This is a genomic window from Rhizobium sp. RU33A (assembly GCF_900156055.1).
In the GTDB taxonomy this organism is placed as follows: domain Bacteria; phylum Pseudomonadota; class Alphaproteobacteria; order Rhizobiales; family Rhizobiaceae; genus Allorhizobium.
In genome coordinates this window covers 744,070-766,535 of the sequence record NZ_FTMQ01000001.1, presented here as the reverse complement: position 1 = coordinate 766,535, position 22,466 = coordinate 744,070, and the positions used below count along the sequence as shown (strand labels likewise).

Here is a 22,466-nt window from a genome sequence, read left to right as displayed (position 1 = left end):
ATGATTGAAAAACGCCCTATCGCCAATCTGATTGGCCACCTGATCCTCGTCATCGGCATCATCGTCGTTGCCTTTCCGATCTACTACACCTTCATCGCGTCCTCCATGAGCTCGCAGGATATCATCCGGCCGCCCATGTCGCTGTTTCCCGGCGACCACCTGGTCGAAAACTACACGGAAGCCATGTCCGGCGGCGTCGAGCGCGTCGTCGGCGTGAGCCTCGAGCGGCTGCTGTTCAATTCCTTCGTCGTCGCGATCGCGATCGCCGTCGGCAAGATCATCATTTCGTTCCTCTCGGCCTTCGCGATTGTCTTCTTCCGCTTCCGGTTCCGGATGTTCTTCTTCTGGATGATCTTCATCACCCTGATGCTACCGGTCGAGGTGCGCATTCTGCCCACCTACAAGGTGATCGTGGATCTTGGGCTGATCGACACCTATGCTGGGCTCACACTCCCGCTGATGGCGTCGGCGACGGCAACCTTCCTGTTCCGGCAGTTCTTCCTGACGATACCGGGCGAGCTGGTGGAAGCCGCGCGCATCGATAATGCCGGGCCGTTCCGCTTCATGAAGGACATCCTGCTGCCGCTGTCGACCACCAACATCGCAGCACTCTTCGTGATCCTCTTCATCTATGGCTGGACCCAGTATCTCTGGCCGCTTCTGGTCACGAACGATGCCAAGATGAACACCATCATCATCGGTCTGCGCCGCATGGTCGATTTCACCGACGCCTCCACGCCCTGGAATTACGTCATGGTTACGGCGATCCTCGCCATCATCCCTCCCATCATCGTTGTCGTTCTGATGCAGCGATGGTTCGTCAAAGGTCTTGTGGAGACAGAAAAGTAATGGCCCAGATTGTTTTGAACGATGTCCGCAAGATGTATGGCAATGTCGAAGCCATCAAAGGCGTGTCTCTGGAAATCGCCGATGGGGAGCTCGTGGTTCTCGTCGGGCCATCTGGCTGCGGCAAGTCCACGCTGTTGCGCATGATTGCCGGCCTTGAGAGCATCTCAGGTGGCGACATCGCGATCGGCGACCGAGTCGTCAACCAGCTGGAACCATCCGAGCGCGACATTGCCATGGTGTTCCAGAACTATGCGCTCTACCCGCATATGACCGTCCGCCAGAATCTGGCTTACGGGCTCAAGAACCGCAATACGCCGAAGGACGAGATTGACCGTCGCATCGAGCAGGCGGCCAAGGCACTGGAGATCGAGCAGTTCCTGGAGCGCAAACCCCGCCAGCTTTCCGGCGGCCAGCGTCAGCGTGTGGCCATGGGTCGCGCGATCGTGCGCGAACCGGCGGCCTATCTCTTCGACGAACCGCTGTCGAACCTCGATGCGAAGCTGCGCGTGCAGATGCGCGTCGAGATCAAGCGGCTGCAGCGGTCGCTCGCCACAACCAGCGTCTACGTGACCCATGACCAGATGGAAGCGATGACGCTCGCCGACAGGCTTGTGGTGCTGAATGCCGGTCGTATCGAACAGGTGGGCACGCCGATCGAGCTTTACGAGCGTCCGGCGACGACCTTCGTGGCAACCTTCATCGGTTCACCCTCGATGAACCTGATGCAGATGGCGAAGGCAACCGACAGCTGGTCGATGACGTCAGAGGCGTCGGTCCCGTCAGGCACTGCCACCCTCGGCATTCGCCCGGAAGACCTCCACCTGATCACGGACGTGCCGGGGGACGAGATCTTCACGGCAAACGTCAAGGTCGCCGCGGTCGAACTCGTCGGGGCCGAAAGCTACGTTCATGGAACGCTCACCGATGGCAGCGACATCGTCTTCCGTGTGGCGGGTCGCTCGCGGATCGAGATGGACGACATGGTGCAGATCGGCGCGAAGGCATCGGACCTGCACTACTTCGATGCAAACGGCGCGCGTCTCAACTGAGACCATAGGTTCGATACATCAGCGGGGCCTTCCGGCCCCGCTTCGATGGGTGCCTAACTGGGCCCGAGACCTCAGTCTGCCCGTTCGACGCTGGACAGCTGGTTCAGGAGAAACCGGTGCGTGCCGGGATTGGCGACGATCAGCAAACCGGATTTCTCGAATAATTCCGGCCCCCGGCCCCACCAGTCGGTCACGACTCCACCGGCTTCTTCCACCAGGAGAATCCCGGCTGCCGTATCGACGAAACCGGTCTGCTCGAAGTACCCGGTAAAGCGACCGCAGGCGACATAGGCGCAACAATTGGCGGCACTGCCGAGAACGCGGACGGCGCCGATCGGTGCGCGGATCGCATCCAGCCGCGCATAGGCCCCGGGATGCATGGAGAGGTTCGGGGTAGGAAGGCCGGTTCCGACAACCATCTGGCTGACATCGACGCTGTCGCGCATTTCGAGCCGCTTGCCGTTGAGGTAAGCACCCTGCCCTTTGACGGCCGTGAACATCTCGTCCGTCACAGGATTGTAGACGAGGCCGCAGATCGTTTCTCCCGCCCGCCGCAAGGCAATCGTAATCGTATAGTCGAGACCCCAGAGGAAATTGGTGGTTCCATCGATCGGGTCGACGAGAAAGCGATAGGTATCGTCCTTACCCTCGACCGGCGGAAATTCTTCCCCGCTCAGGCTCCAGTCGGGATAGCGCGTCAGCAGGTGATCGCGGATCAGGGTTTCGGACTGCTCGTCGGCAATACTGACGAAATCGCCCGGTCCCTTCACGCCGATCTTCAGCGTCTCCCTGCGATGAAAATGCTCAATCGTCAGCGCGCCGGCGCGCCGCGCGGCCTCGATCATGTCTGCCAAGACGATTGCGGGATCGATGGACATCAGGCGGCTCCTTCAGCCAATGCGAACAGGAGACCCTCGGGGTCATCCGTGGTGATCTGATTGACCCGCAGGTCGAGGAGACGGCGGATCTTTGCAAGCGTGGCCGCATTGATCGACCGGATGGTCCAGGCATCGACACGCCGGTTGTCGTCGTGCACGGCGCCGATGAGATCGACGCCGGCTGCATCGGCCGCAAGAATGAGCTCGTAGTCGAGATATATCATCGCCGCTTCCGGTGCCGTCTTCAGTGCAGCTGCAATAAAGCGCGAGAAGTCCTCCCGGGATTGCAAGTCATCGAGTACGCCGACATAGGTCGGGTCGTATCCGGTTCTGAGCCCCGGCGTGGCGGCAGCCAGAGACGCGACGGCAGCGCTATCGCCCCCCGAAAGGATCATCGTATGCGCCACCTTGGAGAGGGCCGCCGCGAAATTGGCAATGACGGCCGGCGACAGGCGCGACAGGTCTTCCTTGTAGTCGAGCTGCAGAAGGGCATCGGGATGGGCAGGGTTTGCAGCCAAGAGGCTGCAGAGATCCTCGAGCAACATCACCCGGTCAGCGATCGGCTCCCCGTCGTTTCCTCGAAGGAAAAGCTGGCGCAGGGTTTCGGCTGATGTCTCGCAGACCAGGCCGGATCCGGTGGTGCCGTGATCGAGTTCGAGATCGTGCAGGATCGCAAAACCCTTGTCGGCATGCACCACGAGATCCACCTCGACACTCGCGCCGAGACGTATGGCGTCGAGAATGCGGGTCGGCGTGAACTCGGCGTCGGAGGCTTTTCTCCGCGCCCGGTGCCACTTGATGAGGGTCCGGTGGCCCTGGTGGTCGAGGAATAGGGGATCAGGCTGCATCAGAGGACCGGTAGAGTTTGACGTTGTCGCGGAAGGCGGCAAAGGCGCGAGGGCGCAGATCCACGGCATGGCCGGAACTGAAGGGTTCGGGGCTGCGCACCAGGGATTTGAGCCGCGTGCCATCGGAGAGATGCAGATCGACGAGACCATGGGTTCCGAAATCGGTCACACGGTGGACGACTGCCGCGCCGTCTTGTGTGCTGACGAGGTCGAGTGCCTCAGGCCTGACGGCCAGTGTGACCGGGCCATCCGAAACGGGCATGTCCACAGACAGGTCGGGATGCACGAAACGGCCGTTCTCGACCCTGCCTTCGACGAAGTTCATCGTGCCGATGAAGCCAGCGACAAAGGGCGTTTGCGGATCGCGATAGATGATCTCCGGCCGATCGGCCTGCTCGGTCCTGCCGTTTTGCATGACCACGATGCGGTCCGCCATGGAGAGGGCCTCGTCCTGCCCGTGGGTCACGAACAGCGTCGTGATCTTCAGGCGAAGCTGGATGTCGCGCACCTCCTCACGCAACCGCTCCCGCAGGTGCTGGTCGAGGCTTGCGAAGGGCTCGTCCAGAAGCAGGATCTTCGGTTCGAGGATGAGAGAGCGTGCGAGTGCCACGCGCTGCTGCTGGCCTCCCGAGAGCTCGTTGGTCATGCGTCGGTCGTAGCCCTTCAGGCCGACGAGCTCGAGCACGCCCTCGACCCTGTCACGGATTTCGGCAGCCGGACGCTTGCGCAGCTTCAGCCCGAAGGCGAGGTTGTTGAAGACATTCATGTGCGACCAGAGTGCATGGCTCTGAAAGACCATGCCTGTCGGACGTTGCTCCGGCGGCAGACGCGTCACGTCCTGATCGTCGATCGCGATCGTTCCCGATGAAGGCTGTTCGAAGCCACCTACCATGCGCAGCAAGGTCGACTTGCCGGAACCGGAAGGGCCGAGCAGGCAGACCAGCTCGCCATCCGCGACATCGAGCGAGACGCTGTCGACGGCGGTGGTTCCTGCCCCAAAGACCTTGGAGACCGCGCGTATGCTCAGTTTGGACATCTTGGCATTCCTGTAAGGCTGTTGTTCATCCCCCAAAGCCCTTGGCAAAGGCGTTGCCGCCGATCACCCGGCGGGCGAACATCAAGGCGATGAAGGAGGGGACCCAGAGCATGACGGACAGGACCGCACCGAACTGGATGACCATCTGGTTGTTGATGAAGCTGATCATCAGCACGGGCATGGTGCGGATGCCCGGCGCGCCGATCAGCCAGGCGCCTTCCGTCTCATAGAAGGTGCCGACGAATGTCAGGAGAAGGGCCGCCGCGATGGTGGGCGCGGCCTGGGGCAAGGTGATCGACCAGAAGACACGGAAAGGGCCTGCACCCACGTCGCGGGCAGCCTCTTCCATGCGGCGATCGACGGCCTGGAATGCGGCAACCGGGATCCAGATCATGAACATCAGCGTGTTGACGAGCTGGATAAGCGCTACCCCCCAGAACGTGCCGATCAGGTCGAGCTGCAGGAAGATCGCGGCGATGGCGACGAGGAGACCGAATTTCGGGAAGGCATGGCCTGCGAGAAACGAGAAGAACAATAGGTCCCGGCCTGGAAACCGCATCCGCGCAAAGGCATAAGCCGCCGGCAGGCAGATGACCGCGGAGGCAAGCGTCACCACGGCCGAGAGCGTCAGGCTCAGCCATAGCGCACTCCACACATCCGAACGGTTGAGCGTCTGCTCCCAGAACCGCAGACCGAATTGCTGTGGCAGCACATTCGGATAGCGCCAGACCTCGGTGAAGGCCCAGATGCCGACGACGAGCAGAGGCAGGACGACGACGATCGAAAGCACGAGTGCGAGCAGCATGCCGGTGCCATCGATCCGGCGCGGCGGGGTTATGGATTCGGTCATTTGCCTCATCTCCCCTGGTTGCGGGCGACGGAGCGCACATAGAACAGGCCAAAGACAATGCAGAAGCCGAAGGTGATGACAGCCTGGGTAATCGCTCCAACAGGATCGTTCAGGTCCCGGAACGTGCGCTGCATGAAGGGACCCATCATCTCGGGCGACGCGGGGCCAAGTAGATAGGGCAGCGTAAAGGCGGAGAAGATGCCGAGTACGGCGAAGGAGAGTGCCACCAGGATGGAATTGGTGATCTGCGGCAGAATGATGTGCCGGAGAACCCGAAGCCGGCTTGCGCCGACATCCCGCGCCGCCTCGATCGCCATGTTGCTCACCGAGCCGAGACCCGAGAGCAGGATCAGCACCGTCAGCGGAATATTGTCCCACACCAGTCCGATCACCGGTCCCCAGGGCGTGAGATAGGGCGTTCTCAATTTCGGCAGGCCGGCGAAGTTCAAGAGCAGGTCGACCATGCCATTCGGCCCGAGCACGCGGATCAGGGCATAGGCGAGAATGATCGATGGAACGAACATCGGCAGGATGGCAAGCGCCTGCACATAGGAGGCGATACCGCCCTTGGCAAAGCGCAGGTAAAGCGCGATCGGAAGCGACACGACCAGGAGCAGCAGGGCACAGACCGCTGTGGTCCAGAGCGTCAGGCTGAGATTGTTGAGACTGTAGGCGTCGGAAAAGAAGAAGATGTAGCTCGACAGGTCGAAACCTGCCTCACCATCGGGCGAAGTACGCCACACCGTGCGCAGGACGGCACTGATGATTGGCCAGATGACCAGCCATCCGACAAGCGAAACCGGTAGGGCGACGAGCAGGAGGCCAATAAGCCCCCTGCCCGACATGGTTCTGGATATGGCAGACGCACTCACGCCTGAACTCACGACTTCCGGTCGATGGTCGGTGCCACATTGCGGTACCAGCCGTCATTGACGGCGACTTCCCAGGCGCCCGACGGGAAGGTCGGAATGCTGTTCGGGATGATAGCGGCAAACTTCTCGCGCAGATCGGCGGAGACATGTTCCCAGCTGACGCCAGGGAAGCCGCCGAGCTCGGAGAGGATGGCACCCTGGATCTCTTCGGTCAGGACGAAGTCGGCCAGCTTCAGGGCTGCATCGCGGTTCTTGCCATTGCTCAGCACCACGGCGCGCGAGAAGTTGCCACAAAGAGCCAGATCCTGAAGCTGCACAATGCCGGTCGTTTCCGGCAGGACGCCCTGGGCGATCGCCTGGAGAACCTGGTCGGACCAGACCGGGGTCATGGTCACCACGCCCTGGCCGAGCAACTGGATCGACTGGGTGTTGCCGGAGGAGTAGGCGCCGTTGTCGTAGAGCGACGGGGCGATGTCCTTGAGCAGTTCCCAAGCCTTGCCAAGAGCCTCGTTGCCGAAGGCTTCGGTGTAGTTATCGACCGTGAAGGCCTTGGGATCGAGACCGTTTGCCTGATGGATGGCACGACGCACGAAGTTTCCGCCCGAACCACCCTTGTCAGGGCGGTTGTAGACGAACTGGCCGGGGTTTGCCTTGATCCAGGCGACGAGCGCACCCCAAGTCTTCGGCGCATCGGCAGCCGACAGCTTGGTGGTGTCATAGGCGAGAAGCACCTGGCTGCCGCGATAGGGAAGCGAGAAGTCGCTGTCGATGGCGAGCGGGTTGACCTTCGAATAGTTCGACAGGCCGGCTTCCTTCATGTTGACGTAGAGGCCCGCTTCGATGGCGCCCTTTGGCAGACGCGGATCGGTATGCTCGAAGTAATCGGCCTGCGGGTCGGTATTCGTCTGCATTGCCGCGATGGCGCGCTCGGCGATCGACTGGATGCCTGCATTGTCACCGGCATCGACGAGATTGAGCTTCACGCCCGCATGCGCCGCTTCGAAAGCCGGCTTGACCGTGTTGGTCCAGAAATCGAGCACATTGGCATCCGAGCCGGTATACCAGTCGATCTGGCCTTCGGCTGCGAAGGACAGCTTCGGCAGGATCATCATTCCGGCAACGGTGCCGGCCGTGGAAATCAGGAATGCGCGACGCTTCATCGTCTTCTCCCTTGGCTGCCGCGCCACTCGGCGTCGGCTCACAATCAAACCCCGAGACACCGCGACATTGACCCAGACGGGCCTGCAGCCTGCATCTCTCGAAATGCTTCGCCCGGGCACGCCTCCAGAGGGACCGCCGCCTCAGTTCCTCTGCAGGTCTGCACCATACGCTTGCACATGCGTGCAACGCGCTTAATCGGGCATTTCGGTCCTACAGGGATTAGACGAAGGTTTGATGACACCAGCGCAATGCACACGCGTGCATTAGGTCGTCCCGGGTTGGGGACGAACGGAGCGGCGCCAGACGGCGACAGGCTCGAAGACAGCTCCGTCCGCCTGCGGAGACCCTGTCAGGTCTTGCACTTCCGTCAGGAGACTGACGACATGCTCCGCTATCCGATCGAGCGGCTGCTCGAAGGTTGTCAGCCGATAGGCTTCCCAAGAAGCCTGCTCAATATTGTCAAAGCCGATGACGCAGAGATCCTCCGGGATCCTCAGGCCGAATTCGAGGCGTGCCCCGTCCATGAAGCCGATCGCCAGCAGATCGGTCACAGAGAACACGCCGTCCGGAGGTTCCGACCGGGCATAGACGCGTTTGGCAGCCTCGAAACCGGCGCGATAGCTGGTAGCGTCCGCCTCGAAGACGGTCACCCTGATCGCTCCAGCCGCTGCCGCCTCGAGGAAGCGCTCTTCTCTCTCCACCAGGCTCGGGGTTCGAGCAGCCGAGGTCAAGATCCCGAGGCGTTGGCACCCGGCCCGTTTCAGGAGGAAAAGCGCCTCTCTTGCGGCCGTCGCATTGTCCAGCCCGACATTGTCGCAGCCTTCCAGACCGTCGTCGCGGTTGATCAGGACAACCTGCTGGCCGTTGGCAAGCGCCGTTTTCACCAGTCCAGTCGATGGCGTTCCCGACAGGACCACCGTCGCATCGGCGCGGTAGTGCAAGGTGAGCTTCAAGGCGTGATTGACGCTTGCCTCGTCACTCTCCGTATTGAGAACCACAGTGATCTTGCCGGCGGCCTGAAGCTTGCGGGTCAAGCGGTCGACCATCGCCGCCCTGACGGGCGTGGTGAGATCTGAGACGATCAGACAGACGATATTGCTGCGCTCGCGCAGCTGGCGTGCCAGATGATTGACGTGATAGCCGAGCGCCTCGGCCGCTTCGACGACTTTTCGACGCGTTTCCTCAGACACGCTCGCGCCATCGGTAAAGGTGCGCGACACGGCCGAACGGGATACGCCGGCACGCTCGGCCACCATTCTGGCGCTGACAAAAAGCGGCGAGCCATTTTTACGCATGCAGCAAAACCAACAGAGAGCTAGGGGCTCGTTCCGACAAGCCCGGTTGCGGGCCTGACAGAACGGGACAGAGGGCGCATTACACGTCTAGTGTGACACAAATTCGTGAGAAGGGTGAAGCAGACGGTTGAGGCACCGGGCCGAAATTGGTTGCAATTCGCACCGATTAGGGGTTTTCGCCATGGTAGACGAAGCCAATTTCTGAAGAGCGGACCGCTGAGCCTCAGCCTTCATTTCGCCCGCTTCTTAAGAACTTGGTAAGAATTCATTCCTGTCGGAGGTCTCCATGGCGCTTGGCGCATCGCATCGTTTGCAGGATGGCGTCCTTGCCGTCGAAACCATGACCCGCTTTGCGCTCGCCGTTCTGGCCCTTGCGTCCGGTGTCTACACCTATCTGGGGGTCCGCAGCCTTCTCGATGGCTCGCCGACCGCGGTCTTCTTTGCTGCCATCATCTATTCGGCCTCGGTCTCGGTCGCGATCTATGCCTTCTGGTCCTACATGGCGCGCTTCTATCCTCATGTAACCGGCGCTGCTTCGCGCGGCGCCATGATCGGCGTGATGGCACTCGGCTGCGCGATGATCATTGCCATGTCGAGCTGGCTGAATGCGGCGGCGCTTGCAGGCTCTGCCGCACTCGAACAGCATCTCGCCGAGACGGTGCAGGACTACACGGCGGATCTCGATCAGGCGCATCAGAACGCGCTCGCCGCCCAAAGCTTGCTGCCGGACATTCAGCGGACATCCGAACGCTTTTCTAGACTTGCGGAAGACGAACGGCAGAATGGCGCCCTGACTGGGACCACGGGTGCCGGCAGCGTCGTCCAGCTTCTGACGCAGATGTCCGCCCAACTCGACGAGCTGGAAACCGGCATCACCGCCTCGCGCGAGCGGGTCACGACGCTCTTCGACCAGGGGCGCGCTCATCTGGCGACCATGCGATCGCTGGTTTCGGCGCCCGGTGCAATTGCACCCCGCAGCGACGAGTTCTCAGCCGAAGTCGTGGCGCTCTCCGGCGTCATCACGTCGCTCGAACAGACCTCTATCGCGCCCTCCGTCAAGCGGGCGGCCGAGGACCTCTCCCTCGGCTTCATCGCGCCTGTTGCCGATGGCCGGGCGGCCGATCTGGCGGAGCGCCAGGACCAGGTCATGCAGACGATCCGGACCTCGGTGTCCGCCCAGTCTCAAGTTCTGTCTCAGGCTGCCGACGAAATCCTCGCACGCGAGCCTGTTGCCGAACGGCGGTTCGTGCCACTGTCCTCGGCAGAAGCCGTTCTGCGTTATGCTGCGGATTTCATTCCGGCCTGGGCGGGGGCGATTTCTATCGATCTTCTTCCCGCCGTCCTGGTGTTCATCCTGACCGTGGTGCACGGAGCGATCCGGCGACAGGAGGAGCGCATGCCATTCGCACAGCGCATTACCGCCGCCGAACTGCTCGAGGCGCTCGAGGTGCAACGTGCGCTCAATCGACAGGGGATCGATGTCGAGCAGGCGCTCCAGTCCGCCGAGGCGGAGGACGAGCGTGGGCGGATCGATTCCAACATCACCAGCCTCGACATGGCCGCCAAGGCGCCACGCAAGGGACCACCGGCGTGAAACCAGCTTCGCTTGCCCTGCGCCTGAAGACTGCCTTTGTGCGTGCCGATGACGGGCTGTTGATGCGCGGCGCCTTCTTCGGCCTGCTGGCGGCTGCAGGTGCCTTCCTGTTCACGGACCTCAGGGAGATGAGCCTCGCGCATGCTCCTCTTCCCGGCCATGATCCGATGACCACGGATGCCCCCGTGCTTCCGCCGGCGCTGACGGACGGCACTCCCCAGTTGCCCCCGGTTGAGCCCGGTAGTTCTCCGGAAATCCTGCGCCAACCGATGCGGTTCGAACTGCTGACAGGTGGCTTGCTCAAGGCGGAAGGTTCGATCGATCTTGGTGCTGCGGAGCGATTTGCCGAGGAGATCGCTGCTCGCGGCGAATATGTTCAGGCGGTATCGCTGAATTCGCCGGGAGGCTCCGTCAACGATGCCCTGGCCATGTCGAAGCTGATCCGGGAAAAAGGCATCAACACCAAGGTGGCGAGCAAGGCGCTCTGCGCCTCCTCCTGTCCTCTGGTTTTTGCCGGCGGCGTGGCGCGCGAGGCAGAAGAGGATGCCATTCTCGGCGTCCACCAGGTCTTCAATGCCGGGCAAGACCGCCCCTCGCCCGAGCAGGCGATGTCCGGCGCGCAGAGCACCACGGCGCGCATTGCCCGCCATCTCGAGGAAATGGGCATCGGCAACGGACTCTGGATCAACGCGCTCGAAACGCCTCCGGACCGGCTTTACTACCTGACGCCGGAGGAGATGGCGGAGTTCAAGCTTGTCACGACCCCTGTGGCAACCGCGAAGCAGGCAGACTGATCTCCTTCAGCGGGGTGCGCTTCTTCGCAGACAGGTGTGCGACGGCACGCCTCTCTGCAATACGTGTCAGGCATAGTCCCGGAGCATGGACGAGAGCGGCATACGGACGCGCAGCTTCATGCTGAGAAGCGCAAGCCCGGTGATCTTCCGTTGCAGGAACATCTTGTCCGGAGCCGGCAGCGCCCAGAGCGCGCGATCGGCAAAAATCGGCACCGCGCGCTCGCGGATCTCCACGAGCGGGCCACGGTCGCTGAAATCGACGAGCCCCTCCGGCGCCTTCAGGACATGATCCAGGACGACGCGTGTCATTTCATCCAGCGTCCGTCCGTAGCGGTCCATCTGTGCGCGGGAAAGATAGCGCATCTCCATCAGCGCATGGCGCACCGCCGTCACGCTATCACCGAGGGTCGCCTGCAGGAGAAGATGGTAGTCTCTGGCGCTTTCCGGGGAGACCGGTCGTACCGCGCCGAAATCGAGCAGGGCCACCCGTCCGTCCTTAGGCCTCCAGAGATAGTTGGCGAAGTTCGGATCCGTCTGCATGTGACCGAAGACGAACAGCTCTCGCAGTGCCAGCTCGGAGATCGCCTGCATGGCCGCATCCTTTTGCGTCTGGGCTGCATGGGCCAGGGTTTCGAGCGGAGCCCCCTCGATGAAATCCATCGGCAGGACCGTCGGCCGCAGGAGTTCCTCCACCGGAGCCGGCACCACGAAGCGGTCGTCATTGGCGAGCAGGCGGCCGAAGCGACGCATTTCCTCCGCCTCGCGCAGATAGTCGGCCTCTTCACGCAACTGCCGCTTGGCTTCGGCCAGATGCGGCGCAATGTCGAGACCTGCGGGAAGAAGGCCCGACAGGCGCAGGAAGGTCGCGACATTGTCGATGTCGGAATCGATGCTCTGGAGCACACCGGGATATTGGACCTTGACGGCAACCGGACGGCCTGAGGACAGAACGCCCCGATGGACCTGTCCAATCGATGCGGCCGCGATCGGTGTGGTCTCGAACTGGCTGAAATGGCGTCGCCAGTCCGGACCCCAGGCGCTGGTCAGTGAGGCTGAAAGCTGGCTCGGCGGCATGAAATGCGCCGAGGACCGGAGCTGCGCAAAGATCGACTGAAGCTCGGGCGGCAGGAACTCGCCCGGTTCCAGCGAGATCATCTGGCCGAGCTTCATGGCCGCGCCGCGCATGCGCGACAGCTGCTCCGCCGCCTTCAGTGCGTTCGACGGCGTCAGCAGCAGGTCTCTCAGGTGCGGCCGTTCACCCTTCGCCAGGCGGCTCAAGCCTTCCGCGACCATGCCCGAGGCGACGCCACCGGCAATCTGGCCAAGTGCCGCCAGCCGGCTGAGACGCCCCTGAGGGACGGGCCTGTATCGATCACGATCACTCATGACTATCCTTCCGAGCATTGGAGCGCATGTCAGCGGTGCCCCGCCTGCAGGAGGGCTGGAATCTTCTCCTTCAGCCCGAAGAAGCCCTTCCGGCAATGCGGCCAGGCCATCCGATCCCAATCGCGCAGATGCTCCGTGAAGGCGATGCCGAACCTGTCGACCTCGGCGCGTACAGGGGCGATGAAGGACAAGACCGGCCCAACGGGAAGGAAGCTGGTTGCGATCTGTTGGCAGCCTGCCGACTTAGCCGCCGCGGCCAGATCTCCCGGGGCGAGAGCACCACAAACTTCCGCATCCGGCCACACCTGTGCGGCACGGGCAAGACCATCGGCGAGGGCAGTCTCGTCCCAAGGGTTGCGACCTTCAAGATAAGCGATGGACTTCACCGGCAGCGCGCGCAGCGCGCCAAGCTGCTCGACAGACAGATCCTCTGTGGTCAGCAGCAACAGGGTGGCTGCGGATGGATCCGGCGAAGAGGCCAGCCGAATGGATGCAGGTGAAGGGGTCCGCACACTGTCGGCGGGAATACGGGCCGTGCGTGCCAGGCCGGCAGGCGAAAAGCGGCCATCGGTCATCGAGCGGATGCGTTCGGCATCGGCGAGGTAAGCCTTGCCGGCCGTGTGCAGCCCCGCCACCCAACGCCAGGACAAGGTGTTCGATGCCGGATCGGCGTCGATCAGACGGTCGAACATCGAGGCGGCGCCGAGTTCCCAGGGCAGCCCGAGCGTGAAGATCCAGATCGAGGCAAACTGCATGCGCGCCCAGTTGTGCAGATAGCCCGTCTCATTCAGTTCCTTGGTCCAGGCGTCGAAACAGTCGATGCCGGTCGATCCATCGATCGCCGAGGCATGACGTTTGCGCAGTCCCGAGACTGCATCCAGCTGCTCCAGTGCTCGTTCGACGGCTGCGCCATAATCCTCCCAAACGGTCGGGCGCTGCTCGAGCCAGCCCTTCCAGTAGGTGCGCCAGAACACTTCACTCACGAATTTTTCGGCCGCCGCCAGTCCGTGCCGGGCCAGCACCGCGTCGACCACCTCCTGCTCGGAGATCAGCCGTCGGCGCAGGGCAGCGGACAAACGCGATACATGCACATGCTGTCCCTGCCCCTGTTCCTTGTTGCGCAAGCGTGCATAGGCAGCACCCGCATGCGGCAGAAAATCGTCCAGGCGTTGAAGGGCGTCGCTGCGGGTCAGGGGGAAGTCGAAGTCTGCCATCGTTACTCCAGATGCGGTCAATCCGGCTGGCACTGACTGATGCCTACCGAACAACACTACGGCTCCGCGGCGAAGGCGGACCTGCGCTCCTTCGTCACGATCTCAGCCGTGGCGCAGAACAGCCGCGCCCACAGGCAAAGTTCAAAAATATGATTTGCGCAGTCATCTTTGTTGACCCCGCGCCTGCATCCGGCCAATAGTGCGCCGCGCCATGACGCATGTGCAGGTCACCGAAACCGGGTGAGAGGCCAGTGGTTTGACATATCTCCATTCGATGCAGTCCGAAATCGAGGGCATTCGCGCCCTCATGCCGCCCAGATGGCGCTCCCTCGACGGCGTCGTCGGCGTCCACTGGGAAGCGGAAGGCCATGCGGGGGCGAACGGCTACTATCTCTCGCCGGATCCACGGATCGTCTTCTTCTTCAACGATGTCAGCAGCCAGATCCGGGTGGCGGACCGGGCGGAAGAACTGGACCGGGGCGAGCGGGGCATGGCGCGCGCCATCTATGTGCCGGCCGGCATGCCCATGTGGACGAAGTTCAGCAGCCGCCATCGCTTTTCCCACCTCGACCTGCATCTGCATCAGGAACGGCTGATGCGGTATCTCACGCCGGCTGTCGGATCGTCGGCGGCGCGGGCCATCATCAAGCAGCCGGTCGAGCTGCAGGATCCCGGTCCCCTGGCCAGCCTCGCCACACTTGTTGTCGACGAGCTGTCGACGGATGGCAGGCATCCAGCCTTTGCCGAGAACCTGGTGGGCAGCATCGTCACCGGACTTCTCGACCTGCAGGGAAGCCAAGGTCGAAGCGCCGCGCATGCCGGGCATCTCACCAAGGCGCAACTGAACCGGCTTTCCGGCTATTTCGCCAATTGCGGCGGACGCCGGTTGAGCGTGCGGGAAATGGCCGATGTCGTCGGCCTGTCGGAGAGCTGGTTTGCCACGGTGTTTCGTCAGACCACCGACATGACGCCGCTCCAATGGCAATTGTCACGCCGGATCGACATGGCGCGGCAGATGCTTTCGGAAACGGAGATGAGCATCGCTGAGATCAGTGCGCAGCTCGGCTTTTCCGACCAGGCGCATCTGACCAAGGTGTTCCGCAGCATCACCGGGGAGACCCCGGCCGTCTGGCGACGCAAACAACTGCATTCGATCTAGATGGCCGAGGTCTCGTCGCACTCTGCGCGGCGAGCCCTCGCTGTTTTTCACCAGGTCTGGCGAAGGGTCGCGTAGATGGCGCGTCCGGGATTGTAGTAGAGGGCACCGCCGTCGTTGTTGGCGATGTGCTTTTCGTCAAACAAGTTGCTGACGTTCAGCTGGAAGCTCGCGTTCTCCTTGATCGCATAGGTGAAGGAGGCATCGAAGACCACCGCGCCATCGGATTTGCGAGTGTTGGCGTTGTCGAAATAATAGGAGCCGATGAAGCGCGCCCCTGCCCCGAACGTCATGTCGCCGCGATCCCCGTCGCCTGCGAGCGTGTAGGTGCCCCAGAGCGAGGCCATGTGCTCGGGCACCTGGGCGAAACGCTTGCCGTCGACCGAGCTCGAAGTGGTGCTCGTATCCTCGATCTTCGAGTCGATGTAGCTGTATCCAGCAATCAGCCCGAAGCTCGGCGTGACCTCGACCTTTGCTTCGAGATCCAGTCCGCGATGGCGCACTTTTTCGACCGTGGTCGCAAGGTAGAACGGCCCCTCGGATGTGGTGATATTTTCGAGCGTCAGGTCATAGATCGAGGCGGTGATCAGACCAGGGAAGGCATCGGGGCGATATTTGACACCGACCTCGTATTGCGAGCCGTAAAGAGGCTCGTTGCCCGTGCTCGGCGGGGCCACGGACTCGGCATAGCTGACATAGGCCGCCAGTTCCTCGGTGACCTTGTAGCTTAGACCGACGCGCTTGCTGAACTCGCTATAGTCGCGCGACTTGGACACCCGGGTCCCCAGATCGGTCTCTTCGAGATCGAGCCAGTCGTTGCGCAAGCCGACACTGGCCGTGACGCGGTCCGAGAAGATCAGATCCTGCTGCAGATAGATGGCCCGCGTGCTTCGGTCGTTGCTCTTGCGGGTCGAGAGCGGGATCGCCGACGGCAGACCTGCGTAGACGGGATTTTGCCAATCGATCGAAGGCGTGCCTGCGCCCCAGAGAAAGCCGGACTCGTTGGTGGATTCGATGCTGTTGTAATCGACACCGGCGAGGGTGCGGCTCTCCACCTGATCGAAGCTTGCCTCGTAAAGCAGATGGGCATCGACAATGAACTGCTCGCTCGATCCGGAACCGAGAGAGTAGATGCGGTTTGCCCTCGTGTCCGACAGGTCGGCAGCACCGCTGGAATCATAGATATAGGCAAAGCCGGTGTCGCGGTTGGAATTGCTGTAGCGCGCACTGGAATTGAAGCTCAGGCCGTTGCCAAAATCATGGTCGAACAGCATCGTATAGGTGTTGCGGTTCGTCGCATCGTAGTTGAAGTCAGGCTCCCCGAAGAACCGGTCCCGATCGAAATCCGTTTGGAGCGGATGGCCGCCACCGCTCGGTGTCACATTGCGGTCGAGGTGATCGAAGACGAATGTCAGATTGGTCATGTCGGTGGGACGCCAGGTCACCCCCCCCATGATGAAGTTCTCGTCGTTCTCCGAGAAATCATACTCTCCGTCGGCCCGCTGGAACTTGCCGGTCAGGCGATAGGACAGGGTGTCGTCTTCCGTCAGATTGTCGCCGAAGTCGAAGCCCGTCTCCTTGTGGGCGAAGGATCCGACCGTGCCATAGACCTCGCCGAACCGCTCACTGCGTGGCGTCTTCGTCACATAATTGATGGCACCACCCGGATCGGAAACACCGAAGCCGGTCGAATTGGCGCCCTTCAGGATCTCCAGCCGTTCAAAGGCATAGGGTTCCTCCTTCACGCCCAGCCAGGTTCTGCCAATGGCGAGACCGTCGCGATAGGTGTAGGGTGAAAAGCCACGAATGGTGACGTAGTCGAAACGATCGTCCGATCCGTAGAAATCTGTGGTCACACCGGCGGTGTACTGCACCACCTTCTCGATGCTGTCGGCACCGCGCTGCTCGATTTCCCCGGATGTGACGACGGAAACGGTCGCAGGTGTCGTCAGGATTTCGCCGGGCATCTTGCCGACGGCGCTCGATTGGGTCGCGACGATCGACTTGGAATCCGCATCGGCCTTGCCGGCCCCTTCGACCGTGATCGTTTGCAGAACGGTCGTGTCGCCGTCGGCATCGGCGTCCTGTGCGACGGCGAATACCGGCACCAGGGCTACGAATGCCGTGCAGCCCAGAAGGATGCTGATGCGATGGCGAAGGGAGACGCGCGTGGTGCCCCGGGCGGAAATTGTTCTGATCATGTTGCTTCCAGAATTTGACGTTCCGACATTCCCACACGATGAACAGAGAGGATCATCGTCGGGCGTCGACCGACACCGGATCTGGCTCTGCAGTCTCCTGTGGCCCTATCCCTGAGCCCCGGCCGCTGCAGACCAAGATCGGATCGGTCTGCACGCCTTTAACTGGATAATTTTAATCCAGTATTGTAGATTTCTCTTTTTTGTAAGATTCCCCGGAAAATCAAGAGCCGATGTCGTCAGCTCGGTCCAAATTGCTTGACCCCATGAATTGAAGCTGAGAGGGAAAGTCAACTTAACCAAGGGATGATTGGGACTCATGCGGATCAGTTTGCATCACCTGGCGCCTCTTGCAGCCATCTTCCTGTCTATGTCTGGTTCAACGGCCATTGCTGCCGACGAGACTGGTTTTCCGCTTGAGATCAGCCATGCGCTCGGGCAGACGACCGTTCCCCAAAAACCGCAACGCGTGGCAACCGTGGCCTGGGCCAACCACGAAGTCCCGCTTGCCCTCGGCATCGTGCCGGTCGGCATGGCGGCTGCGAATTTCGGTGACGATGACGGCGACGGGCTGCTGCCCTGGGTGTCGGAGCGTCTGAAGTCCCTTGGGGCCGACGCGCCTGTGCTGTTCGACGAGGGGGATGGGATCGACTTCGAGGCGGTTGCCGGGACGGCACCGGATGTGATCCTTGCCGCCTATTCGGGCTTAAGCCAATCCGACTACGACACCTTGAGCCAGATCGCCCCCGTTGTCGCCTATCCGCAGGCCCCATGGTCCACGGATTGGCGTGAAACGATCCGCTTCGACAGCGCCGGCATGGGCATGGCGCCTGATGGTGAAGCGCTGATTGCCGATATCGAGCAGAAGATCGCAGCTGAGGTCGCCAAATATCCCGAACTCAAGGGCAAACGGGCGATGTTCGTTACCCATCTCGACGCGACCGACCTCAGCATCGTCAATTTCTATACGACCCAGGACACGCGCGTGCGGTTCTTCGCCGATCTCGGGCTTTCGATGCCGAAAAGCGTGATGCAGGCATCGACGACCGGCAGCTTCGCCGGCTCGATCAGCGCCGAACAGATCGATCTCTTCGATGACGTCGATATTCTCGTGACCTATGGCGACCAGGCCTTGATCGAGGCCATGAAGGCCAATCCTCTTCTGTCCCACATGCCGGCCGTGAAGCAAGACGCCATCGTCACGCTTGGCCGCGATCCTGTGGGGACTGCGGCCAATCCCACGCCGCTATCAATCACCTGGGTGTTGCCCGCCTATGTAGAAAAGCTCGCGGACGCGGCGCGAAAGACGGAATGATTTCTGCTCGCTCCCTTTCCTCCGCCCATCGGCCGTCTCTTCCGAAGACGGCCAAGGGCAGCTTGGTTTGGCTGGCCGCGGCGATCGCGGTATGCGTCGGCGTCGCCTTGCTGTCCCTCACCATCGGCACCCGCGATGTACCGCTCTCGGAGGTGCTGGCGGCCCTGTCCGGGGACGTCTCGACGCTGGACCGCGCTGCGGTTGCGACCCGTGTGCCGCGCACCGTTCTGGCACTTCTTGCCGGTGCGGCCCTTGGCCTTGCCGGGGCCGTCATGCAGGGCGTGACGCGAAATCCGCTCGCCGATCCCGGCATCCTCGGCGTCAATGTCGGCGCATCGCTTGCCGTTGTGGTGGGGGTGGCGTGGTTCGGCATCAGCTCGGCCCATGCCTTCATCTGGATTGCCATCGCGGGCGCCGCTGCCACAGCCGTCTTCGTCTATGTCATCGGGTCGATGGGACGCGGTGGCGCAACGCCGCTGAAGCTCGCCCTTGCTGGTACGGCAACCACGATCGCCTTTTCATCGCTGGTGATTGCCGTCGTCTTGCCGCGTGCCGACATTGCCGGCGGCATCCGCTCCTGGCAGATCGGGGGCGTCGGGGGCGCCACCTTCGAGCGTATGGAACACATCTATCCGTTTCTTCTGGTCGGGTTTCTGCTGTGCCTGCTTTCAGCCCGACGCCTGAATGCCCTGGCGCTCGGTGACGAACTCGCCGCGGGGCTTGGCGAGCGCGTCGCAGTGGCACGCGGCATGGCCACGCTCGGTGCAGTGGTGCTGTGTGGCGCGGCGACAGCCGTCTGCGGCCCGATCGGTTTCGTCGGCCTCGTTGTCCCGCATGCCTGCCGGCTGCTGGTGGGCGTAGACCATCGATGGCTTCTGCCATTCTCCGCCATCGGCGGGGCCATCCTGCTGACGGCGAGCGACATTCTCGGTCGCCTTGCGGCCCGCCCGTCCGAACTCGAGGTCGGCGTCGTGACCGCCCTTATCGGCGCGCCGGTCTTCATCTTCATCGTTCGTCAGCAGAAGGTGAGAGATCTGTGACCCTTCTTCGATCCGATGCTTCCCTGACAGCAATGGTCGCGACAAACCGCAAGCACCGAACGCGCCGGCGGCTGGCCATGCTGACCCTTATTCTGGTCCTCATCCTTGCCGGCTTCACGTTGACGCTGATGGCCGGTCGAACCTTCACGCCGTTTGGAGACGTCATGCGCGTCCTCAGCGGCGAACAGGTTGCCGGGGCGGATTTCACGGTGGGCCAGCTGCGCCTGCCGCGTGCCGTGCTCGCCATTGCGGCCGGCATGAGTTTCGGCCTCGGGGGAGCGGCCTTCCAGACGCTATTGCGCAATCCGCTCGCCAGCCCCGACATCATCGGCATCACATCAGGCGCCAGCGCGGCAGCGGTGTTTGCGATCGTGGTCCTCTCGATCAGCGGGCCTGTCGTCTCTCTTCTCGCCGTCGGCGCGGGCCTTGCCATTGCGCTTCTGGTGCATGGCCTCGCCTCGAAAAACGGGGTTGCCGGACCGCGGCTGATCCTTGTCGGGATTGGCGTCTCTGCCATGCTCGAAAGCATGATTGCCTACATCCTGTCGCGCGCGCCCGCCTTCAGCCTGCAGGAAGCCATGCGCTGGCTGACCGGCAGCCTGAATGGCGCCAAGCTGGATCAGGCCCTTCCCCTGATCGTTGCCCTGATTGCGCTGGGCAGCCTGCTTCTGACCAAGGCTCGCGATCTCGATGTCATGCGGGCCGGCGACGATACGGCAACTGCGCTCGGTGTAAACGTTGCCTCAACGAAACTCCTGGTCATCGTCTGTGCCGTCGGACTGATCGCCAGCGCGACCGCGGTCACGGGGCCGATTGCCTTCGTCGCCTTTCTCGCTGGGCCAATCGCAAGCGGCGTCTTCGGACGACGCAGCTCCATTCTCCTGCCGGCCGCCGTGGTCGGCGCCTTGCTGGTCCTTACGGCAGATTTCGTCGGCCAGTTTCTTTTGCCAAGCCGATACCCGGTCGGCGTGGTGACCGGGGCGCTCGGGGCACCCTACCTCATCACCCTGATCATCCGGAGCAACCGTCGGGGAGCTGCGACATGACCGATCACCGCCTCGAAGCAAAGACCCTTTCGGCCGGTTACGGTGAAAGCCTGGTCCTGCGCAACCTGAACCTCAGCCTCCCATCCGGCCAGATCACCGCCATCGTCGGCGCCAATGCCTGCGGCAAATCCACCTTGCTCAAGGCCATGTCGCGGCTGATCGAGCCCAAGGCCGGCGAGGTTCTGCTCGACGGCAAGGCGATCCACAAGCTACCGACCCGCGAACTCGCGCGCCGGCTTGGGCTTCTGCCACAATCCCCGATCGCGCCTGATGGCATCACGGTCATGGATCTGGTAAGCCGTGGCCGCCATCCGCATCATGGCCTGTTTCAATCCTGGACCAGGGACGACGATCAGGCGGTCGCCGACGCCCTGGCGGCCACGCAGACGGCGGACCTAGCTGACCGGCCGGTGGACGAGCTCTCGGGCGGCCAGCGGCAACGCGTCTGGATCGCGATGGCACTCGCCCAGGAGACCGAATTCCTGCTGCTCGACGAGCCGACGACCTTTCTCGACATCAGCCACCAGATCGACGTGCTGGACCTCCTGACCGATCTCAACCGCAGCCGCGGCACGACCATCGTGATGGTCTTGCACGACCTGAACCTTGCGGCTCGCTATGGAGATCATCTGGTCGCCATGCTGGATGGCAGCCCTTTGCAAAGCGGCAGCCCGGAAACCGTCCTGACCGAAGACATGGTGCGCCGGGTGTTCAACCTCGAGGCCCGGATCCTCACCGATCCGACCTCCGGCCGACCGATGATGCTCCCGATCGGGCGCCACCACATGCAACCCTCGTCCTCCCTCACTCGACTGGCGCATTCATGACCGCTCTTCAACCCACCAAACTTTCAGGTATTGCCCGCCCAGCCGATGTCGGCGCCATGCTTGCCGAGATCTGCGAGCATTTCGTCGAGCACTCGGACGTGGTTCACGCTGATGGCGTAGCCACGCTCAAATCGCAGGACTGGACGATCCACATCGTGACGGCCGAAGACGTGCTGCAGATCGAGATCAGCACCTTGGGCGAAGAGGCGCTGGCCGTCACGCGCACGATGTTTGCCGAACATCTTTTCTATTTCGCCGGGGATGAACCCTTCTCGCTTGAGTGGTCGGAGCCGGCCGCGAAGGTGAAACCGCCTGGTTTTCACGAGGCGACCGTCGTCGGCGTCGAGGATGTCACCCCAAGGATGCGGCGGGTGACGCTCTCCGTCGCCGACGTCACGCCCTTTCTCGGCCGCAACATGCATGTGCGGCTGCTGGTGCCGCCGAAAGATCAGACACCTGTCTGGCCTCACCTTCAGGAGAATGGCCGCATCGGCTGGCCAGACGCGTTGCTCGTGCGGATCTACACGATCCGCTGCGTTGACGCGCAAGCACGCCAGATCAGCCTGGACATCCTCCAGCATCCGGCCGAAGGTGTCGCCACACCGGGCGCGGATTTCGCGCGGGACGCTGAGATCGGCCAGCAGGTGGCGATCATGGGACCCGGCGGGGGCGGCTTGCCCGATGCGCAGGACATCTTCTTTGTCGGCGACGAAAGTGCGCTGCCAGCGATTGCCCGGATGGTCGAGGAAGCGCCATCAGGCGTGACGATGCGGGCGATCATCGAGGTCGAAGATGCCGGTGAAGAACAGCCATTGGGAGGGTTGTCTTCGGTCCATGTCGAATGGCTTCACCGATCATCCTATTCGGTCGGCGATGCTCATGTTCTGGTCGATCGGGTGAAGACGGCGCTCAAGGGCGTGGAGAACGAGACCTTCGTCTGGTTCGCGGGCGAAAAGGCGGATGTGCGGACGATCAAGCGTCATCTCGCTGAGAAGGCTCGCGACCGCCGGCGCCAATACGTCGCCTGGTATTGGGAGAAAGAGAACTGAGAGCCCGAG

General features: G+C 62.4%; 20 protein-coding genes. 10 read left to right on the top strand and 10 right to left on the bottom strand.

All coding sequences use genetic code 11. The annotated features are described in order from the left end of the window. Together ugpE and BW978_RS03700 are read left to right on the top strand one after the other, a co-directional pair. Positions 1-849, top strand: coding sequence for a sn-glycerol-3-phosphate ABC transporter permease UgpE (gene ugpE / locus BW978_RS03705; protein ID WP_076392303.1), 849 nt, complete (start codon positions 1-3; stop codon positions 847-849). Continuing rightward, entirely contained in the window at positions 849-1,898 is a 1,050-nt protein-coding gene (locus tag BW978_RS03700; protein ID WP_076392301.1) for a sn-glycerol-3-phosphate import ATP-binding protein UgpC, read from the top strand. Before ugpE ends, BW978_RS03700 begins: the two co-directional genes overlap by 1 nt. Before the next feature lie 71 nt (positions 1,899-1,969). On the opposite strand, the gene BW978_RS03695 is transcribed toward BW978_RS03700, so the two are convergent. The 7 genes from BW978_RS03695 to BW978_RS03665 all read right to left on the bottom strand — a co-directional run bounded on the left by BW978_RS03695 (position 1,970) and on the right by BW978_RS03665 (position 8,838). Further along, positions 1,970-2,776: an inositol monophosphatase family protein gene (locus BW978_RS03695; RefSeq protein ID WP_076392299.1), complete on the bottom strand. Its 807-nt coding sequence runs from the start codon at positions 2,774-2,776 to the stop codon at positions 1,970-1,972. Next, on the bottom strand, positions 2,776-3,624 hold the full coding sequence (locus BW978_RS03690) for a glycerophosphodiester phosphodiesterase (protein WP_076392297.1): 849 nt from the start codon (positions 3,622-3,624) through the stop codon (positions 2,776-2,778). Before BW978_RS03690 ends, BW978_RS03695 begins: the two co-directional genes overlap by 1 nt. Beyond that, positions 3,614-4,660: an ABC transporter ATP-binding protein gene (locus BW978_RS03685; RefSeq protein ID WP_076392295.1), complete on the bottom strand. Its 1,047-nt coding sequence runs from the start codon at positions 4,658-4,660 to the stop codon at positions 3,614-3,616. Before BW978_RS03685 ends, BW978_RS03690 begins: the two co-directional genes overlap by 11 nt. A 25-nt stretch (positions 4,661-4,685) precedes the next feature. Beyond that, positions 4,686-5,510, bottom strand: a complete 825-nt coding sequence (locus BW978_RS03680) for an ABC transporter permease (protein ID WP_069042203.1) — start codon at positions 5,508-5,510, stop codon at positions 4,686-4,688. A 5-nt stretch (positions 5,511-5,515) separates the two neighbouring features. Then, complete coding sequence (locus BW978_RS03675; protein ID WP_069042204.1) at positions 5,516-6,355, bottom strand: ABC transporter permease; 840 nt, start codon at positions 6,353-6,355, stop codon at positions 5,516-5,518. Positions 6,356-6,390: 35 nt separating this feature from the next. Beyond that, positions 6,391-7,542 (bottom strand): extracellular solute-binding protein, encoded by a 1,152-nt coding sequence (locus tag BW978_RS03670; RefSeq protein WP_076392293.1) that lies wholly within the window; start codon positions 7,540-7,542, stop codon positions 6,391-6,393. 264 nt (positions 7,543-7,806) lie between these two features. Next, entirely contained in the window at positions 7,807-8,838 is a 1,032-nt protein-coding gene (locus BW978_RS03665) for a LacI family DNA-binding transcriptional regulator (protein ID WP_076392291.1), read from the bottom strand. A 286-nt stretch (positions 8,839-9,124) separates the two neighbouring features. Here BW978_RS03665 and BW978_RS03660 point away from each other — a divergent pair, with 286 nt between their 5' ends. Further along, positions 9,125-10,432 carry a hypothetical protein gene (locus BW978_RS03660; protein WP_076392289.1) on the top strand — a complete coding sequence of 436 codons (1,308 nt, stop codon included), beginning with the start codon at positions 9,125-9,127 and terminating at the stop codon, positions 10,430-10,432. Positions 10,433-10,449: 17 nt separating this feature from the next. Next, positions 10,450-11,226 carry a COG3904 family protein gene (locus BW978_RS03655; RefSeq protein ID WP_076393179.1) on the top strand — a complete coding sequence of 259 codons (777 nt, stop codon included), beginning with the start codon at positions 10,450-10,452 and terminating at the stop codon, positions 11,224-11,226. A 66-nt stretch (positions 11,227-11,292) separates the two neighbouring features. Here BW978_RS03655 and BW978_RS03650 read toward each other — a convergent pair whose 3' ends face one another. Both BW978_RS03650 and BW978_RS03645 read right to left on the bottom strand, forming a co-directional pair. Beyond that, positions 11,293-12,612: an ABC1 kinase family protein gene (locus BW978_RS03650; protein ID WP_076392287.1), complete on the bottom strand. Its 1,320-nt coding sequence runs from the start codon at positions 12,610-12,612 to the stop codon at positions 11,293-11,295. Positions 12,613-12,641: 29 nt separating this feature from the next. Continuing rightward, entirely contained in the window at positions 12,642-13,826 is a 1,185-nt protein-coding gene (locus BW978_RS03645; RefSeq protein ID WP_076392285.1) for an FAD-binding domain-containing protein, read from the bottom strand. 256 nt (positions 13,827-14,082) lie between these two features. On the opposite strand from BW978_RS03645, the gene BW978_RS03640 reads away from it, so the two are divergent. Next, positions 14,083-14,985, top strand: coding sequence for a helix-turn-helix transcriptional regulator (locus BW978_RS03640; protein ID WP_076392283.1), 903 nt, complete (start codon positions 14,083-14,085; stop codon positions 14,983-14,985). A 47-nt stretch (positions 14,986-15,032) separates the two neighbouring features. On the opposite strand, the gene BW978_RS03635 is transcribed toward BW978_RS03640, so the two are convergent. Beyond that, the gene (locus tag BW978_RS03635; protein WP_076392281.1) at positions 15,033-17,183 is read right to left on the bottom strand and encodes a TonB-dependent siderophore receptor; all 2,151 of its coding nucleotides are present in this window, start codon (positions 17,181-17,183) and stop codon (positions 15,033-15,035) included. Positions 17,184-17,550: 367 nt separating this feature from the next. On the opposite strand from BW978_RS03635, the gene BW978_RS03630 reads away from it, so the two are divergent. The 5 genes from BW978_RS03630 to BW978_RS03610 are packed head-to-tail and all read left to right on the top strand — an operon-like array spanning position 17,551 to position 22,457. Next, the gene (locus BW978_RS03630; RefSeq protein ID WP_244551900.1) at positions 17,551-18,495 is read left to right on the top strand and encodes an iron-siderophore ABC transporter substrate-binding protein; all 945 of its coding nucleotides are present in this window, start codon (positions 17,551-17,553) and stop codon (positions 18,493-18,495) included. Then, positions 18,492-19,535 (top strand): FecCD family ABC transporter permease, encoded by a 1,044-nt coding sequence (locus BW978_RS03625; protein ID WP_076392277.1) that lies wholly within the window; start codon positions 18,492-18,494, stop codon positions 19,533-19,535. The genes BW978_RS03630 and BW978_RS03625 overlap by 4 nt, the downstream gene beginning before the upstream one ends. Before the next feature lie 32 nt (positions 19,536-19,567). Next, positions 19,568-20,581, top strand: a complete 1,014-nt coding sequence (locus tag BW978_RS03620) for a FecCD family ABC transporter permease (RefSeq protein WP_076393177.1) — start codon at positions 19,568-19,570, stop codon at positions 20,579-20,581. Further along, positions 20,578-21,408, top strand: a complete 831-nt coding sequence (locus BW978_RS03615) for an ABC transporter ATP-binding protein (protein ID WP_076392275.1) — start codon at positions 20,578-20,580, stop codon at positions 21,406-21,408. Before BW978_RS03620 ends, BW978_RS03615 begins: the two co-directional genes overlap by 4 nt. Beyond that, a complete protein-coding gene (locus BW978_RS03610; RefSeq protein ID WP_076392273.1) occupies positions 21,405-22,457 on the top strand; it encodes a DUF2218 domain-containing protein in 1,053 nt (350 codons plus the stop codon). The genes BW978_RS03615 and BW978_RS03610 overlap by 4 nt, the downstream gene beginning before the upstream one ends. The last annotated feature ends 9 nt before the right edge of the window (positions 22,458-22,466 follow it).

Coding starts and splice junctions, on each gene's coding strand:
- ugpE (WP_076392303.1), top strand. CDS start 1: ATGATTGAAAAACGCCCTATCGCCAATCTGATTGGCCACCTGATCCTC.
- BW978_RS03700 (WP_076392301.1), top strand. CDS start 849: ATGGCCCAGATTGTTTTGAACGATGTCCGCAAGATGTATGGCAATGTC.
- BW978_RS03695 (WP_076392299.1), bottom strand. CDS start 2,776: ATGTCCATCGATCCCGCAATCGTCTTGGCAGACATGATCGAGGCCGCG.
- BW978_RS03690 (WP_076392297.1), bottom strand. CDS start 3,624: ATGCAGCCTGATCCCCTATTCCTCGACCACCAGGGCCACCGGACCCTC.
- BW978_RS03685 (WP_076392295.1), bottom strand. CDS start 4,660: ATGTCCAAACTGAGCATACGCGCGGTCTCCAAGGTCTTTGGGGCAGGA.
- BW978_RS03680 (WP_069042203.1), bottom strand. CDS start 5,510: ATGACCGAATCCATAACCCCGCCGCGCCGGATCGATGGCACCGGCATG.
- BW978_RS03675 (WP_069042204.1), bottom strand. CDS start 6,355: ATGTCGGGCAGGGGGCTTATTGGCCTCCTGCTCGTCGCCCTACCGGTT.
- BW978_RS03670 (WP_076392293.1), bottom strand. CDS start 7,542: ATGAAGCGTCGCGCATTCCTGATTTCCACGGCCGGCACCGTTGCCGGA.
- BW978_RS03665 (WP_076392291.1), bottom strand. CDS start 8,838: ATGCGTAAAAATGGCTCGCCGCTTTTTGTCAGCGCCAGAATGGTGGCC.
- BW978_RS03660 (WP_076392289.1), top strand. CDS start 9,125: ATGGCGCTTGGCGCATCGCATCGTTTGCAGGATGGCGTCCTTGCCGTC.
- BW978_RS03650 (WP_076392287.1), bottom strand. CDS start 12,612: ATGAGTGATCGTGATCGATACAGGCCCGTCCCTCAGGGGCGTCTCAGC.
- BW978_RS03645 (WP_076392285.1), bottom strand. CDS start 13,826: ATGGCAGACTTCGACTTCCCCCTGACCCGCAGCGACGCCCTTCAACGC.
- BW978_RS03635 (WP_076392281.1), bottom strand. CDS start 17,183: ATGATCAGAACAATTTCCGCCCGGGGCACCACGCGCGTCTCCCTTCGC.
- BW978_RS03630 (WP_244551900.1), top strand. CDS start 17,551: ATGTCTGGTTCAACGGCCATTGCTGCCGACGAGACTGGTTTTCCGCTT.
- BW978_RS03625 (WP_076392277.1), top strand. CDS start 18,492: ATGATTTCTGCTCGCTCCCTTTCCTCCGCCCATCGGCCGTCTCTTCCG.
- BW978_RS03620 (WP_076393177.1), top strand. CDS start 19,568: ATGGTCGCGACAAACCGCAAGCACCGAACGCGCCGGCGGCTGGCCATG.
- BW978_RS03615 (WP_076392275.1), top strand. CDS start 20,578: ATGACCGATCACCGCCTCGAAGCAAAGACCCTTTCGGCCGGTTACGGT.
- BW978_RS03610 (WP_076392273.1), top strand. CDS start 21,405: ATGACCGCTCTTCAACCCACCAAACTTTCAGGTATTGCCCGCCCAGCC.